Raw genomic sequence first — 16439 nt, 5'->3', positions numbered from 1 at the left:
AGTCGGCGCGGCGGAGGTGCAAGGGGCACGGCAGCTCCGGCGACCGTAGCGACAATGTTCGCACACCTGGTCGCGCAGCACCCTGACGCACACTGCGAGCTCGACCATCGGAACGCCTTCGAGCTGGTGGTGGCCACCGTGTTGTCAGCGCAGGCCACCGATGTCGGTGTGAACAAGGTGACGCCTGAGCTCTTCCGCCGCTGGCCCGTGCCGCAGGCGCTCGCCACCGCGGATCCCAACGAGGTCGAGCGGGTGATCGGCTCCCTGGGTTTCTTTCGCCAGAAGACCAAGAGCATCACCGGCCTGGCAAAGTGCCTGATGAGCGACCACGGCGGCCAGGTGCCCAGGACGCTCGATGAGCTCGTGAAGTTGCCCGGCGTCGGACGCAAGACCGCGAACGTGGTGTTGGGCGTGGCGTTCGGCAAGCCCGAGGGGGTGGTGGTCGACACCCACGTGCTCAGAATTTCTCAGCGGCTTGGCTGGACGCGTGACGACACCCCGGAAAAAGTCGAGACCGACCTCATGCGCCTGTTGCCGCGCGAGCACTGGGACCGTGTCTCCCATACCCTGATCTTCCACGGCCGGCGGGTGTGCTCGGCGCGCAAACCGGCGTGTGCCGCCTGCAGCGTGAGTGAGCTGTGTCCGAGTGCATTCCGGGCAGAGCACGTCGGCCGCAAGCCGCCTCGGCCACGCGCAAGCCCCGGACCCGTGAAGGCCGCGTCGGGCGCGAAGAAGAGAACCAAGCCGAGCTCCCAGGTGCAGACGCCGGTGGGCTCACGAACGAGCGCCCTCGCCGGCCCCAGAGCTCGAATCAAGCTGCCAGCCGGAGTGAAGCCCAAGTCAGCGCCAAAGGCGAAGGGCAAACCCTCGCGCAAGGGCTAAAGCTCTGCTTCCTTCGACCCGCCACCTGGCTAGATCTCGGGCGATGGTCTTCCTCGGCTACGGCTGCCAGCGCTGTGGGGCCGAGCTTCGCGCCGACGAGGCCACCTATCGCTGCCCGCGCTGCGACGGCAACCTGTTCGTGCGCCCAGACTTCGCCCGCGCAAGCCGCGACGCCATCAGCAACAGCCGCGACCCGTCGTTGTGGCGCTACGCGCCGCTCCTGTCCGTGCCCGTACCTCCGGATGATGCCGGCCCACTGCGAGGCGTCGGCGGCTCGCCGCTCTACGCCGCCCCTCGGCTCGCCAGCGAGCTCGGGGTCCGCCGCGTGTGGCTCAAGGACGAAGGGCGTATGCCAACCGGGTCGCTCAAAGATCGCGCGAGCGCGGTCGTCGTCCAGCGCGCGCGGGAGCTCGGCAAAGATCCGATCATCACCGCGTCGACCGGCAACGCCGGCGTCGCCCTGGCCGCCATGGCGCCGGCGGCCGGCATCCGCGCCGTGATCCTCGTCCCCCAGAGCGCGCCGCCGGCGAAGATCGCACAGCTCCAGATCTTCGGCGCCGAGCTCGTGCTCGTGGAGGGTTCGTACGACGACGCCTTCGAGCTGTCCGAGGCGGCCGCCCGGGAGCTTCACTGGTACTGCCGCAACACGGCGCAAAATCCGTTCACCACCGAGGGCAAAAAGACCGCGGCCTTCGAAATAGCGGAGCAGCTGGGCTGGCGCGCACCGGACCGCATCTTCATCTCGGTGGGCGACGGCAACATCTTGGTGGGGGTGCACCAGGGGTTTGCCGAGCTCCTGGCGCTCGGTTTCATCGACCGCGTGCCCAAGGTCATGGGCGTGCAAGCCGAAGGTTCATCGCCCATTGCGAGAGCGTTTCTCGCGGGCACCAACGACATCGAGGCGTGCGCAACCGACACCCTCGCCGACAGCATCGCCGCGGGGCGGCCCGCCGACGGCGAGCGCGCCCTGCATGCGGTGCGCGCAAGTGGAGGTGAGTTCTTGATCGTCAGCGACGCGCAAATTCTCGACTCGATCGGCTGCCTTGGCCGCACCGCCTCGGTGTTCGCCGAGCCCGCCGCTGCCGCCGCCCACGCGGGCCTCGAGCTCATGGCACGCGCCGGGCGGCTCGGGAGCGACGAGGAGATCGTGGTGCTCATCACCGGCAATGGGCTCAAGGACGTCGGCGCAGCGACCCGCGCCGTGAAGCAGGCTCCGCCCAGCATCGCTCCAACACTTTCGGCGCTCCGCGCCGTGCTCGGGAAGAAAGAAGGAACCACATGATCGATCTGACCCTCGACAAAGCCGGGCTCGAAAAGGCCGTACAGCGCGCGAAAGAGAAACACGTCGTCATCCCGACCCTCGCGCAGATGGCCGATCCCCAGAAGATCCCGAAGGCAGTCGTGGCAGGTCTGAAGAACGTCGGGCTCTGGGACGTGAACCCGCTGAACCTCTTTCGCATCAGCTGGCACAACGAACCCGTCGAGCGGGGCGGCGGTTTTGGTCCGGTGAACTACATCGAGTTCCCGAGCGAGCTGACCGGCGTCGAGGCGCGGATCGTCGCTCTGGTCGGAAAATGGTTCCCGACCGGCGCCCACAAAGTCGGCGCGGCCTTCGGCTGCCTGGCGCCGCGTCTGGTGACCGGACAGTTCGATCCCACGTCGCAGAAAGCCGTCTGGCCGTCGACCGGAAACTACTGCCGTGGCGGCGCCTACGACTCGGCGCTGCTCGGCTGTGATTCCATCGCCATCCTGCCCGAGGGCATGAGCCGGGAGCGCTTCGAGTGGCTCGAAAAGGTCGCCGGAGAGGTAATCAAGACGCCCGGGACCGAGAGCAACGTGAAGGAGATCTTCGACAAGTGCTGGGAGCTACGCCGCTCCGGGCAGGCGCTGATGATCTTCAACCAGTTCGAAGAGCTGGGGAACTACCTGTGGCACCACGAGGTCACGGGTCGCGCCATGGCCTCCGTGCTCGAGAAGATGCTGGGCCCCAAGGGCCGCTTCGCAGGCCTCACCGTCACCACCGGCTCCGCCGGCACCATCGCGGCCGGCGACTACCTGAAGAAGCTGTTCCCGGGCAGCAAGATCGCCGCCAGCGAGGCGGCGCAATGCCCGACGCTGCTCGCCAACGGCTTCGGCGAACATCGCATCGAGGGCATCGGCGACAAACACGTGCCGTGGATCCACAACGTGAAGAACACCGACATGGTGATGGCCATCGACGACGAGGCCTCGATCTCGATGCTGCGTCTGTTCAACGAGCCCGCCGGCAAGAAGCTGCTAACGAGCCGCGGGCTCAGCCCGGAGTTGGTCGACCGCCTGAGCCTCTTGGGGATCTCCGGAGCAGCCAACCTGCTCTCGGCGATCAAGATGGCCAAGTGGTACGAGCTCGGCAAAGAGAGTGTGGTCATGACGGTGCTCACCGACTCCGTCGAGATGTACCGCTCGCGCCTGAGCGAGCTCTCCGCGGAGCGCGGCGCCTTCAGCGAGGTCGACGCAAACATCGCCCTCGAGCGGCACGTGCTCGGGGTTGGAACCGACCTGATGGAGGAGCTGTCACACCCCGCCAAGAAACGCGTGCACAGCCTGAAGTACTACACGTGGGTCGAGCAGCAGGGAAAGACCTACGGCGAGATCCAGGCCCAATGGCACGATGACGAATACTGGACTCGCATTCCAGAGGTGGCGCCGAAGCTGGACGCGCTGATCGGCGAGTTCAACGCAAGAACCGGCCTCGGGTGAGGGCCGGACGCGATCGTCTGTTATTCTGACCGGCTCGGGAGCACGCCATGCCCACCATCGACTTTTCACTGAACGGGGAGAAGCGCCGTCTCGACGTGGCGGCAGGGGAATCTCTGCTCGACGCGCTGCGCGACCGCTGCGGAGTGACCTCGACCAAGGACGGATGCCAGCCGCAGGGACAGTGCGGCTGCTGTCTGGCCTTGATCGACGGACAACCCAAGACCACCTGCGCCATTGGCGCCGAGAAGATCGCCGGAAAGTCCGTCGTGACCCTGGAGGGCCTCCCCGACACGGAGCGTGAGCTCCTGTCCCGCGCCTTCGTGATCGCCGGCGGCCTGCAGTGTGGATTCTGCATTCCTGGCTTCGCGCTGCGAGCCAAACAGCTGTGTGACAAGAACCCGAAGCCCAGCCGCGAAGAGATCGCAAAAGCCGTGGACGGACACCTGTGTCGCTGCACGGGCTACGTGAAGATCTTGGACGCCATCGAGCTGTACGCGAGCGCACGCCGAGGTGAACCGCTGCCCGAGCTCGCCACGGACGGCCACGTGGGCAAGCCGTATCCTCGCTATCAGGGTGAGCGCATGACGCTCGGCGACCGACCTTACGTCGCCGACATGCAGCGCGAGGGCATGTTGCACGGAGCGCTGGTGCTTTCGCCCCATGCACGCGCGAAGGTCAAGAGCATCGACACCACGAAGGCCAAAGCACTCCCCGGTGTGCACACGGTCGCCACGGCCGCGGACGTGCCCGGAGAGCGTTGGTACGGGCTGATTTACCCGGACTGGCCCGCCTTCGTTGCCATCGGCGAAGAGGCGCGCTGCGTCGGCGACGTGATCGCGGCAATCGCCGCGGAAGACGAGGCCACGGCGCGTGCAGCCGCCGCGCTGGTCGAGGTGAGCTACGAGCTCTTGACACCCGTGCTCTCACCTGCGGAGTCACTCGCCGACGGCGCACCGCAGGTGAACCCGAAACACGACAACGTGCTCTCGCGCTCGATCATCCGGCGCGGTGACGTCGACGCCGCGCTCGCCAAGAGTGCCCACGTCGTCAGCGGCACCTGGAAGACCCAGCGCATCGAGCACCTCTACCTGGAGCCCGAGGCGGCCCTGGCCGAGCCGCTCCCCGATGGGAAGATGGCGCTCTACACCCAGGGACAAGGCGTGTTCGACGATCGCCGTCAGGTGGCCGGTGTGCTGGCCATGCAGGAGGACGACCTCTACGTCGAGCTGATCCCCAATGGCGGGGCCTTCGGCGGCAAAGAGGACATGAGTGTGCAGGCGCAGACCGCGCTGCTCGCCAAACTCAGCGGACGGCCCGTGCGCATCGAGCTCACGCGCGAAGAGTCCATCCGCATGCACCCCAAGCGGCATCCGATCAGCATGGACTACACCGTCGGGTGCGACGCCGAAGGTAGACTCACCGCGGTCAAGGCCCGCATGGTCGGCGACTCGGGCGCGTATGCCTCCGTCGGCGGCAAGGTGCTCGAGCGTGCCGCGGGTCACTCGTGCGGTCCGTATCGCGTGCCCCACGTGGACGTCGAGGCAGTGGCCGCCTACACGAACAACCCGCCCTGCGGCGCGATGCGGGGCTTCGGCGCCAACCAGGCCAGCTTTGCCATCGAAGGCTGTCTCGATTTGCTCGCCGAAAAGGTCGGTATCGACGCCTACCAGATCCGCGACCGCAACATCGTCGCACTCGGCGACCTGTTCTCGACGGGTCAGATCCTCGACAAGTCAGTCGGCATTCGCAAGACCCTCGAGGCAGTCAAAGACGTGTTCTACGAGGCAAAGAACGCCGGAAAGGCCGTCGGGATCGGCTGCGGCATCAAGAACAGCGGCATCGGCAACGGCGTCTCGGAGTGGGGCAAGTGCCGACTGGTGGTGGAACAGGACAAAACCGTCTCGGTCTACAACGGCTACACCGAGATGGGTCAAGGCCTGCTCACGATCTTGATTCAGTTCGCCGTGGAGGTGACGGGACTACCGGGCAGCGTCTTCCGCCCGAAGGTGGACTCGACCTTCGCTCTCGGCTGCGGGCAGACGACAGGGTCGCGAGCCACGTTGTTCGCGGGAAACGCCGTGAAGAGCGCCGCCGAAAAGCTCAAGCTCGACCTGGACCAGGGCAAGGCGCTGGGTGATCTCGTGGGCAACGTCTACGCCGCAGACGTCGTCATCGACGACACGACACCTCTCGGCAAGGACGTGCCCAAGATCAAGACTCACACGGCGTTCGGATATGCGACTCAGGTCTGCATCCTCGACGACAAGGGGCGTATCGAGCGCTTCGTGGCCGCGCACGACGTCGGCCGCATCGTGAATCCGGTGCTCTGTTCCGGTCAGATCGAGGGCTCCGTGCACATGGGCATTGGCTACGCCCTCACCGAAGAGCTGCCGACCGAAAACGGTATGCCGGTCAGCTTCAAGCTGCGCGAGATCGGTGTCTTGCGGGCCCGCGACATGCCCAAGGTGGACGTGATCATGGTCGAAGAGCACGAACCCGAAGGTCCCTTTGGTGCCAAGGGCGTCGGCGAAATTGGCCTGGTGCCCACGGCCGGCGCCGTGGCGGGTGCCCTCGCCGCGTTCGACGGAGTGCGGCGGCGCGAGCTACCCATGAAAGACTCACCTGCGGCCAAGGCGCTGAGCGTCGGGCGTATCAAGGGCGACCGCACCGCCTGGCGTTGACCGGTCCTGCGTATGCCGCCTGGAGAACCGCTCTTTCTGGCCGCCGGCGCCGACTCGGTGCTGATTGCCGATGGCACCATCTTGGCCATTGGTGGAGAGCTAGAGGTCCCGCCTGACGCGCGCGTGCTCGATTGCCGCGGTGCACGCATTTGCGGCGGCGCAGTCAACGCTCACACCCACCTCTACAGCGGACTCGCGCCCCTGGGCATGCCCGCGCCCAGTCCGCCGCCCGAGAGCTTCGTGCAGATCTTGGAGCGGCTGTGGTGGCGCCTGGATCGTGCGCTCGACGAGAGCTCGCTCCGCGCTTCCGCCGAGCTCTACGTGGCGGAGAGTCTGCTGTTCGGTACGACGACCCTGATCGACCACCATGAGTCTCCCTGTTTCATCGCCGGCTCCCTCGACGTACTTGCTGACGCCGCCCAGACGCTCGGCTGTCGGCTGGCCACCGGTTACGGCGCGACGGATCGGAACGGCGGCCCCGAGGAGGGCCAGCGGGGGCTGGAAGAGTGCCGGCGCTTCGCGGCGGACAACCAGCGCCCGCTGGTACGCCCCCTCGTCGCCTTGCACGCCTCGTTCACGGTGAGCGACGCGACCGTGCGTGAAGCCGCGGCGCTCGCCGCCAAGCTCGACCTGCCGATGCACGTACACGTCGCCGAAGACCAGGCCGACGTCGAAGACGCCCAAACCCGGGGCTACTCCGGCCCCCTCGAACGCCTGCTCGAGCAGGGAGCACTCCCTCGGGGCTCGGTCATCGCTCACGGGGTTCACCTCGACGAACGGGCGGTGAAGGCAGCGGACGCCGCCGGACTCTGGTTCGTGCACAATCCGCGCTCCAACGCCGGTAATCGTGTGGGCTTCGCCCGCCATCTCGGGGCAAGCACTCACGTTGCCCTGGGCACCGACGGTTACCCTGCCGACATGCGAAGAGAGCGGGAGGCCCTGGCAGAAGAGGCGGCGCGCGCCGGCTCTCCGTTGTCCGAAGCGGAGCAACGGGCCCGCGCGATGGCCGGGCACTCACTCGCCGCAGCGCTCTTCGGCGTGAGCATCAGCCCGGAGCCCAGCGTCGGTGCTCAGGCAGATCTCGCCGTCTGGCCGGACGGCGCGGCGTGGAGCACCCCGAATGGAAGACCGCTTCACGTCGTCGTGGCCGGAGAAGTCGTGGTGGAAAGCGGTCGCCTCACGCGTGCTGATCTCGACGCCATTCGCGCCGCCGCCGAGCGCGAAGCGCCACGCCTCTGGGAGCGGATGCGGGGGCTCGGGGGTTGACGCTAGATGGAGCGCTGAGGACACTCGGTCGCCGCGCATGACACCACCGCCGTCCATCGACCCCGAGCGCCTGTACGCGAACCTCGCTGCGCTCGGCGCCATCGGAGCCTACGTCGACGCTCGCACTGGCCTCACCGGCGTGAACCGCCTGGCCTTGACCGCGGCGGATGGCGCTGGCCGTCGTCACGTGGTCGAGCGAATGAGGGCCCTCGGACTCGGGGTGACGATCGACCGAATCGGCAACGTCTATGGCCGCCGCGAGGGCCTCGCGCCGGCGCTGGCTCCCGTGATGATGGGCTCTCACATCGACTCGGTGGAGACCGCGGGGCGCTTCGACGGTTGCCTCGGAGTGCTCGGCGGGCTCGAGGTAGTCGAGACGCTGAACCAGGCCGAGGTCCAGACCCGGCGTCCGATTGTCGTCGGCTTCTTCACCGACGAAGAGGGCGCGCGTTTTGGCACCGACATGCTCGGCAGCGCCGTCGCGACCGGGCGTTTGGCGCTGGAGGCGGCCTACGCCCTGCGTGACAAAAAGGGACTCTGCCTCCGGGACGAGCTCGAAGCCATCGGCTTTCTGGGACCAGCTCCCGAGGTCATCGGCCCCCCGCACGCCTACCTCGAATGCCATATCGAACAGGGTCCGGTGCTCCGCTCACACGACACCAACATCGGGGTGGTCACGGGAGTGCAAGCCATTAGCTGGCACGAGGTCACCTTGGTGGGCAAGAGCGCGCACGCCGGCACGACACCGATGAACCTCCGGGTCGATCCGAGTGTCGCTGCCGCACGCATCAACCTGAAGCTCAGAGCGATGGCCACCTCGGGCCAGTATGGTGACGGAATGCGGGCCACCATGGGTTCGATCATCCCACGCCCAGGGCTCGTCAACGTCGTCCCGGCCGAGGTCGTGTGCAGCGTCGACCTGAGAAACCCGGACGACAGCCAGATGCGGCGGGCCGAGGCGGACCTCTTGAGCTTCTACCAGGAGGTGGAGCGGCTCGAAGGCGTCAAGCTCAGCTGGCGACAGACGGCACGCACCGACACCGTGGGCTTTTCGCCGGTGGTCCAGGATCGAGTCGAGTCCGCGGCGCAGGCTCGCGGGCTCTCCACCGAGCGAATCGTCTCCGGTGCCGGGCACGATGCGCAGGAAATGGCGCGCCTCTGCCCGGCGGGCATGGTGTTCGTTCCGGGCGAACACGACGGCATCAGTCACAACCCGCGGGAGCTGTCGACGCGCGAGCAGTGTGCAGCAGGCGTCGCCGTGCTCTTGGACGTGTTGCTCTCGTTCGCGAACGAGGAGGACGCGGCATGACTTCGACCCGGAGGCTGCGCGTTGCCGTGACCGAGACCGTCAACGTCTTCGCAGACATGCCGCCAACCCTCGACCGGCTGGACGAGCTCGCGGGCAAGCTCGAGCGCCTGCGGGCAGCCAACGTCGCGCATCACATCGAGCTGATGCGGAACGCGCGTGCCCAGGGCGTGCAGATCATCGGCTTCGGTGAGCTGTTTCCCGGGCCGTATTTTGCCCTGGGGAAGGACCCGATGTGGTTCGCTCTGGCGGAGGACGCCGCGCACGGCAAGACCGTGACGGAGCTCCAGGCTGCTGCCAAGGAGCTCGAGCTCGTCGTGGTCGCCCCCATCTACGAGCTCGATCCTTCAGGGCAGCGCTTCAACACCGCGGTCGTGATCGACGAGACCGGAGCGCTGCTCGGCAAGTACCGAAAGACTCACCTGCCCTGCGGAGAGAACGAGCAGGGTTCGTTCGACGAGCCTTTCTACTACGAGAGGAGCGACGGGCAGAACGGCTCGAGCCCCGCCAACCGCTCGAACAACCCGTTCTTCCCCGTGTTCGAAACGCGGCTCGGCAAAGTCGGCGTGGCCATCTGTTACGACCGACACTTCGAGGGTGTGATGTACTCCCTCGCACACGAGGGAGCAGAGCTCGTCTTCGCGCCCGCGGTGACCTTCGGGCAGAAGAGCGAACGGATGTGGCAGCTCGAGTTTCAGGTGGACGCCGCGCGCCACGGCCTGTTCATCGCCGGCTCCAACCGCAGAGGCACCGAGCCACCCTGGACACAGCCCTATTTCGGCGGGAGCCACCTCACCGGACCGAACGGTGTGCTGCCGAACCTGAGCAGCCACGAGAACCTGATCGTCTCGGATGTCGAGCTCGGGGAACTGTCAGCTCCCGATCCCTCTGGCTGGAACCTGGCGCGAGACGTGCGTTACGAGAGTTACTCCCGACGCGGCTGAGTCACGAGCCAGTGCCCGAGCCGACGTAGGTCGCTCCGCTCTCTTCGAGCACACTCCGGCCGAGCAGCAACATGAGGCGGAGGTAGGTGAGGTCGACCTCCGCGGTCGCGCTGCCCGACAGGCTGCTCGCCGGGGCGGCGGCATCACAGCTCAGGTCGAAACCCAAGCCGCTGTAGCGCGCGCGTCCGTCTTCGGCGATTGCGGCGAAGTCTTGACTAGCAAAACGCCCGAGCACCCGGAACCCGCGTTCCCGACGCTCGACGAAGAACCCGTCGCGACCCGTGTGCAATGCAAACTGCTCCGCGCTGCCGAAGAACCGCGGCTTGAGCACGTAGGGTCCACCGTCCTCCGGGCAGAACACGTCGCAGTTGCCACATTCATTACAAAAGTCCGCAAAATTCGCGATCTGATGCTTCTTTGCGACCGTGAGGGTGCCTTCGTTCCGAACCTCGAAGACCCCCGCCGCGGAGCGCGTGGCCTTCTCGATTGGCAGCTCCATCGCGGGAAGCTGATAGCTGAAATTGGCGTCGTTCGGGCAAACCGGAATGCATTTGTCGCAGGTCAGACAGTCGAACAGGACCAGGAGCGAGCCGACCTTCTTGGGAGGTTTGTCGGTTCCCGCCCGCGTGTAGCGCGGATCGGTGAGCAGCGCGTCGACATAGCCGAGCGTGTTGTCCACGCGTGCCGCGGCGACCCAGGCCGCATAGAGCGCGGGACCGGCTGCCATCGCAAGCGCTCCGCCCTCCGCGAGCGCCTGCCGCGCCGCGGCGTTCCCGCCGCCGCCCGCTCGCTCGAGGGTCGTTTCCCCTCGGCCTCGCGCACGGATGATGAAGTCGCCGAGATTGTCCGCGCGCACGTTGCCCATGCGCGTAGCAAGCTCGCGGAAGTAGAGTTCCATGCGACCGTAGCCACCCGGGCGCAGCAGATCGGTGCAGACGGTGACCGGCACCAGACCGAGCGACACCGCATCCGGGAAATTCTTGGCGTCGATTCCGGCTGAGAATGAAATGGGGTAACGGTCGCCGAAGGACTCGCGAAAACGCTTCACCAGGCTCATGGCGAGCACGTGCAGCGGTTGGCCCGACAGGTACATGACCTTCTCGGACTCCGGGAAGAAGCTGCGTTGGTTCTCGACGATCAGCGTGTTGCTGAACTTCACGCCGAATCCTAGGCCCAGACCCCGGGCTTTTTCCCCCAAGCGACCCACGAAGGCCTCGGCCTGCTGCCAGCTCGCGTCCTTGTCGAAGGCGTCGTCGGGTGCGTGATCCGGGTAACCGAGCACCTCGTTCAAGATCCGACGCACCTCGTGTTTCCCCAGCAAAGTTGGGTTCAGCTTGACGATCGAGTGGAGGCCGAGCCGCTCCAGCAAGAACTCGATGATGCGCTCGATTTCATCCGGCGGGCAGCCGTGAAAGGTCGACAGGGTGAGGGTGTCCGAGAGCCGAGTGCGAAACTCGAGCTCGCGGTATTGCCGAAGGCTGTCGGGGATTTGTCTGCGAAGGCGCTCGACCACCGCGCTCGCGTCCAGCATGCCGTGCAAGAACGCCTGCACCCGCTCGCTCTTGATGCCAGCTAGATCGTAACCGACGCTCATGTCGAAGATGACCTGGTCGAACCCCGGGGCGAGCTCCAGCTTGCCGCTGGCGATCAATATCTCGATCAGCATCGATGCCTTGACGTACTCCTCGAGCGACTGCTCGAGCGTCAGCTCTTGGGACCACTCGACGTTGTAACCGACGGTCTGCGCGTCGATGCAGGGTCGCGGGATCTGCAGGCGATCCATGATCTGCACGGTCTTCAGCTCGAAGATGCGCCCGCCGCCCAGGAACGACAGCGCAATGTTCTGGGCGAGCTGAGACTGAGGTCCCGCCGCCGGGCCCAGCGGCGACGAGGCGGTATGACCGTGGAATTGCACCGCGAGATCCTTCCCGGGCACACCCCGGACGAATTTCTTCGCGGGCAGGTGGAACAGCGCGCGGGAGGTCTCGAGCTCCGCGAATGCGTGGGTCAACAGGCGATCGAACGGGAACGGGACGAGCTCTGCCACGGGCAGATGATAGACCAGCCGGCGCGCGGAAACAGCCCGTGGTTGGCCGAGGCGCGGCCCAGATCAGAAACACTCGACGCGGTTGAAGCTCGAGGCTTTGGTCAGCTCGCTCACACACAGACTGTCGCGGTCTCTCGGGCACGCGCAGTCACACGCCTTGGCCTTGGTCGGGTAACACAGGCCCTCGTAGGTCCACGGACACGGCCCCTGCCCTGGCGCGACGCCTGGTTCACAATCTCCGAGGGGTGTGCCCGCCCACGGATCTGCGCTGGGAGTTTCGGCGTTCAGGTCGGGCTCCGTCTCGACGCGGCCGCCGCAGCCAGCGACGAAGACGAGCAGCAGGAGTCCCATCCAGCGCATGACGGGTATGTCGTCCGAGGCTGCGTCGGGGATCGGTCCCGTGGCATCGACCTCGGGGCTCCCTCAGGCGCGGGCGCGGAAGCGCGCGATGAGCTCCTCACAGGCGGTGTACGGGTCGATCTCGCGTTCGAGCACCCGACGGGCGGCCTCGAGCACCTCTGCCCCCAGCTCGTGCGTGGCTTCCTCGGCCAAGGCGTCGCGCAAGAAGCCCAGCATCATCGAGTGGAAGCGCTCGGCACGTCGGACGAGCCCCGCCTCGGTGTCGAGCCAGGCGCGATGTTCGCGCATTTTTTCCTCCAGCTCCTCGAGGCCCGTGCCCCTTGTGGCCGTAGTCTTCACGATCGGCGGTATCCAGCCGGTATCGCGCGCCCCACCGACTGACCGAGGGGCCACCGTGGCCGCGGTGTGACCGCCGGACTTGCTGGCTGCAACCGAGAAGACATCGCCCGAGAGGGCCAGCATCACCTCGAGATCTCGGACCGTGAGATCGGCGCCATCCCGGTCGGCCTTGTTGACAGCAAACACGTCTGCACACTCCAGGATGCCGGCCTTGATGGCCTGCACGTCGTCCCCCATGCCAGGCGCCATCACGATCAGCGTGGTGTGTGCCATGCGGGTGACCTCGAGCTCGTCCTGCCCGACGCCGACGGTCTCGACGATGACCTGGTCCGCACCCCACGCATCCAAAATCCGAGCCATGTCCAGCGCCGACCGGGAGAGCCCGCCGAGGGCGCCGCGCGTGGCAACGGAACGGATGAAGACCTCCGGATCTTCGAAGTGGCGCTGCATCCGGATGCGATCCCCCAAGATGGCGCCACCGGAGAACGGGCTGGTCGGATCCACCGCTACGACCCCAACCCGCTCACCCCGCTTTCTGAAACGGGTGATGAGCTGGTCGGTCAGTGTGCTCTTGCCGGCGCCTGGGGTGCCGGTGATACCGATGATCCAGGCGTCACCGGTGTGGGGGTAGAGCGCCTTCATCAGCTCGCGATGCGCCGGCAACCGATCGTCGACGACGCGGCAGGCGCGAGCCACGCTCAGCTGGTCTCCCGAGAGCACACGCTCAGCCAGATCGGTCTGCAAACTCAGGCCCGTTCGCGTTTGCGTTGTTCCATGAGGCGCTCGACGGTCCGCGTGGTCATGCGGCCTTCGCGCACCTCCGGATCCGCCAGCATGCGTTTGTGAAAATCGATGTTCGTGCGGATGCCACCGATGATGAACTCGTCGAGCGCCCGGTTCATGCGAATGATGGCCTGGTCGCGGTTCGCCGCGTGCACAATGACCTTGGCGAGCAGCGAGTCGTAATGCTGCGGGACCGTCCAGCCACCGTAGATCCCCGAGTCGACGCGCACACCACCTCCTCCGGGGGGATGGTACTCGGTGATGAGCCCCGGCCAGGGCGCGAACGTGTCGGGGTCTTCCGCCATGATCCGACACTCGATGGCGTGACCGCGAAATTTCCAGGGACGCGTGTCGGGCAGCACGAGCTTCTCGCCCGCCGCGACGCGAAGCTGCTCGACGACCAGGTTCACCCCCGTGACCAACTCCGTCACCGGGTGTTCGACCTGCACCCGAGTGTTCATCTCCATGAAGTACAGGCTCTTGTCCTCGTCCATCAGGAACTCGAGCGTCCCGAGAGAGGTGTAGCCGGTCTCCAAGATCGCCTGCCGGATCCGCTCCCCCATCTCGCCGCGCAGCTTCTCGTCCATCGCGAGGCTGGGCGCTTCTTCGACCAGCTTCTGGTGGCGACGTTGGAGGGAGCACTCCCGCTCGCCCAAGGTCCAGACCTGTCCGTGTTCGTCCGCCAGCGCCTGAAACTCGATGTGGCGCGGCCGCTCCAGGAAGCGCTCCAGGTAGAGCTCGGAGTTCTTGAAGCTGGCCGTGGCTTCGGCCGTGGCGCTCTCGAACGCCCGCCGCATCTCAGCCAGCTTGCGCACGATGCGCATGCCCCGGCCACCGCCGCCTCCGCGGGCCTTGACCATCACCGGCAAGCCGATGCGTTTCGCCTCGCTCTCGGCGTGGGAGGCGCTCGTCAGGGCCTCACTGCCGGGCAAGAGCGGCAGGCCAAATCTCCTGGCCGCCTCGCGCCCCGTCAGTTTGTCGCCCCACAGCTTCATCACGTCCGGCTTGGGACCAATGAAGGTGAGCCCGCAGCGCGCGACGGTCTGGGCAAACTCCGCGTTCTCGGACAAGAACCCGTAGCCCGGATGAATGGCGTCCGCGCCGGTTATCTCCGCGGCGCTGATGATGGCCGGAACGTTGAGGTAACTCTGCGCCGCCGCCGCGGGGCCGATGCACACGGCCTCGTCGGCGAACCGAACGTGCAGTGCCTTGGCGTCCACCTCGGAGTGAACGGCGACCGTCTTGATCTCGAGCTCGCGGCACGCGCGAATCACACGCATCGCGATCTCGCCGCGATTCGCGATGAGGACCTTGCGGAACATGCTTCAGCTCTTTTTCAGCTTGAACAGCTTCTGCCCAAACTCGACGCTCTGTCCGTTTTCGACCAGGACCTCGAGCAGAGTTCCAGCAAACTCGGTCTCGATTTCGTTCATCAGCTTCATCGCCTCGACGATGCACAGCGTCTGGCCCTTCTTCACCGGGCTTCCGGCCTGAGCGAAGGGCTCGGCTTCTGGCGAAGCCGCGCGATAGAACGTACCGACGAACGGCGAGGTGATGAACACGATGCTCGCATCACCCGCCGCGTCCGCCGTCGCCGCAGGCGCGGGCGCCACCACCGGAACCTCCGCCCGCGCTCCGACGGCTGCGGCGCTGACCAGGGGCGCGCCGCGGGCCAGGGACACACGCAGGCGCACTTTTTCGTCCTCGTATTCGAACTCGGCGGCTCCGCCCTCTTCGAGCGTCTTGAGCAGGTTCTTCAGCTGCTTCAGCGGGATATCCATCGCGCGGGACCGTACTCCGATCGTGCGCCTACGAGAAGGGAGGAGAAGGCTGGCGACCCGGCACAGAGCCGGCATTTCGCGGCGCGTTATGCCCGTCGTGGGGAGGAAAACTGCTCAGCGGGGGGTGTGCGAGCGCAGCCGGTCGAGCAGCGCGCGGAGCGCCAGCAGGTAGGAGTCGATGCCAAAGCCCGACACACGCCCGACACACGCGGGCGCCACGCACGAACGCCGGCGAAATTCTTCCCGCGCATCGGGGTTCGAAAGATGAACCTCCACCGTGGGCAAATTGATGCCCTTGAGCGCGTCGTGGAGAGCGTACGAAGTGTGGGTCAGTGCGCCCGGATTGATCAGGATCCCCGCGTGTCCGTCGTCATCGGCCGCGTTGATCCAATCGATCAGCTGTCCCTCGTGGTTGCTCTGCTGGCAGACCAACTCGGCGCCGAGCTCCTGACCGAGCGCGGTCAGCCGCTGATGAAGCTGCGCTAGCGTCGTCGTGCCGTAGATCTCGGGCTCGCGGCGCCCGAGGCGGTCGAGGTTGGGACCGGACAGCACGAGGATTCGAATCGCCTTGGGCGTGCGCGAAGCGCGGCGCCGCGGCGGAACACGGGGGGCGGGAGAACGTCGCCCCGTCGCGAGCGGGGCTCCTCGACGCGGCCGCGTCGTCATGCCTGCACGTCAACCCTTCAGGAGCCGAGCTCTTCGACGAGCTTGGGCGCGGCCATACGGAGCAGAAAGCGTCCCTTGCCGAAGTTCCCATCGGGCGACATCGTCAAGGCTACGAAGTAGTTCTCGTTGAGAACGCGAATGAGCGTGACCATCTTCGCGCTCTTGAACGCCACCTCGCGGGTGTCGCCAGCCTCGAGCATCTCGGATGCCCGCTGAATGGCCTTGACCACCACGCTCACCTCGGCGCCCACCGTCTCGATGTCGAACTCAGACTCCCCGCGGGCGTAGCTCTCGAGGGGAATGCCCTCGAAGTCCATCAGAAGTCCGGCCATCCCGCCGTCCACCGCATCGACCACGCCTTGGAGCGCCTCCTTGAACATGGGCAAATCGTACTTGCTTTGGACGGCCTAGTGAACGTTTCTGCTCGGACCCAGGGTGGGCCGAAGGCGAATTTCCCCGTGGGGGTACCGGGCGGGCGGCGGGCCGGGGGGCCGAGGCGGGCCCGCTCGAAGCATGGAAAAACGGCCTGAACCGCGGACAAACACCCTTTTACCCATGGGGCTTGCACCCTGACGCCGGCTGGGGGATGTCCTCCAAGGAGATCTGCGCGCTGACCGTCCTTGACCCCTCCGATGGCGAGCGGCT

At 66.5% G+C, this 16439-nt stretch carries 14 protein-coding genes; 7 read left to right on the top strand and 7 right to left on the bottom strand.

Features of this window, described 5'->3' with window-relative positions; translation table 11 throughout:
- The first annotated feature begins 54 nt into the window (after positions 1 to 54).
- The 7 genes from nth to IPI67_12165 are packed head-to-tail and all read left to right on the top strand — an operon-like array spanning position 55 to position 9818.
- The gene (gene nth, locus IPI67_12195) at positions 55 to 882 is read left to right on the top strand and encodes an endonuclease III (GenBank protein ID MBK7580958.1); all 828 of its coding nucleotides are present in this window, start codon (positions 55 to 57) and stop codon (positions 880 to 882) included.
- A gap of 43 nt (positions 883 to 925) precedes the next feature.
- On the top strand, positions 926 to 2164 hold the full coding sequence (gene thrC / locus IPI67_12190; protein MBK7580957.1) for a threonine synthase: 1239 nt from the start codon (positions 926 to 928) through the stop codon (positions 2162 to 2164).
- Positions 2161 to 3621: a pyridoxal-phosphate dependent enzyme gene (locus IPI67_12185; protein ID MBK7580956.1), complete on the top strand. Its 1461-nt coding sequence runs from the start codon at positions 2161 to 2163 to the stop codon at positions 3619 to 3621. The genes thrC and IPI67_12185 overlap by 4 nt, the downstream gene beginning before the upstream one ends.
- A gap of 47 nt (positions 3622 to 3668) precedes the next feature.
- Positions 3669 to 6302, top strand: a complete 2634-nt coding sequence (gene xdh / locus IPI67_12180; GenBank protein ID MBK7580955.1) for a selenium-dependent xanthine dehydrogenase — start codon at positions 3669 to 3671, stop codon at positions 6300 to 6302.
- A gap of 12 nt (positions 6303 to 6314) precedes the next feature.
- On the top strand, positions 6315 to 7568 hold the full coding sequence (locus IPI67_12175; GenBank protein ID MBK7580954.1) for an amidohydrolase family protein: 1254 nt from the start codon (positions 6315 to 6317) through the stop codon (positions 7566 to 7568).
- Positions 7569 to 7605: 37 nt separating this feature from the next.
- Entirely contained in the window at positions 7606 to 8877 is a 1272-nt protein-coding gene (locus tag IPI67_12170) for a M20 family metallo-hydrolase (GenBank protein MBK7580953.1), read from the top strand.
- Positions 8874 to 9818: a hypothetical protein gene (locus IPI67_12165; protein ID MBK7580952.1), complete on the top strand. Its 945-nt coding sequence runs from the start codon at positions 8874 to 8876 to the stop codon at positions 9816 to 9818. The genes IPI67_12170 and IPI67_12165 overlap by 4 nt, the downstream gene beginning before the upstream one ends.
- A gap of 1 nt (position 9819) precedes the next feature.
- Here the strand turns inward: IPI67_12165 and IPI67_12160 are convergent, their stop codons facing one another.
- The 7 genes from IPI67_12160 to IPI67_12130 form a co-directional block, all read right to left on the bottom strand.
- Positions 9820 to 11865, bottom strand: coding sequence for a glutamate synthase (locus tag IPI67_12160; protein ID MBK7580951.1), 2046 nt, complete (start codon positions 11863 to 11865; stop codon positions 9820 to 9822).
- Positions 11866 to 11928: 63 nt separating this feature from the next.
- Positions 11929 to 12225: a hypothetical protein gene (locus IPI67_12155; GenBank protein MBK7580950.1), complete on the bottom strand. Its 297-nt coding sequence runs from the start codon at positions 12223 to 12225 to the stop codon at positions 11929 to 11931.
- A 63-nt stretch (positions 12226 to 12288) separates the two neighbouring features.
- Complete coding sequence (meaB, locus tag IPI67_12150; GenBank protein MBK7580949.1) at positions 12289 to 13314, bottom strand: methylmalonyl Co-A mutase-associated GTPase MeaB; 1026 nt, start codon at positions 13312 to 13314, stop codon at positions 12289 to 12291.
- Entirely contained in the window at positions 13311 to 14669 is a 1359-nt protein-coding gene (accC, locus tag IPI67_12145; GenBank protein MBK7580948.1) for an acetyl-CoA carboxylase biotin carboxylase subunit, read from the bottom strand. Before accC ends, meaB begins: the two co-directional genes overlap by 4 nt.
- Positions 14670 to 14672: 3 nt before the next feature.
- Positions 14673 to 15122, bottom strand: a complete 450-nt coding sequence (gene accB / locus IPI67_12140) for an acetyl-CoA carboxylase biotin carboxyl carrier protein (GenBank protein MBK7580947.1) — start codon at positions 15120 to 15122, stop codon at positions 14673 to 14675.
- A gap of 120 nt (positions 15123 to 15242) precedes the next feature.
- A complete protein-coding gene (gene aroQ, locus IPI67_12135; protein ID MBK7580946.1) occupies positions 15243 to 15794 on the bottom strand; it encodes a type II 3-dehydroquinate dehydratase in 552 nt (183 codons plus the stop codon).
- Between the two features lie 17 nt (positions 15795 to 15811).
- Positions 15812 to 16174 carry a hypothetical protein gene (locus IPI67_12130; GenBank protein MBK7580945.1) on the bottom strand — a complete coding sequence of 121 codons (363 nt, stop codon included), beginning with the start codon at positions 16172 to 16174 and terminating at the stop codon, positions 15812 to 15814.
- Positions 16175 to 16439: the final 265 nt, after the last annotated feature.

The sequence above is a fragment of the Myxococcales bacterium genome (assembly GCA_016706225.1).
Taxonomy (GTDB): Bacteria; Myxococcota_A; Polyangia; order Polyangiales; family Polyangiaceae; genus JADJKB01.
Note: the sequence above shows the minus strand (reverse complement) of the source record. Positions and strands in the feature narration are given on the sequence as shown.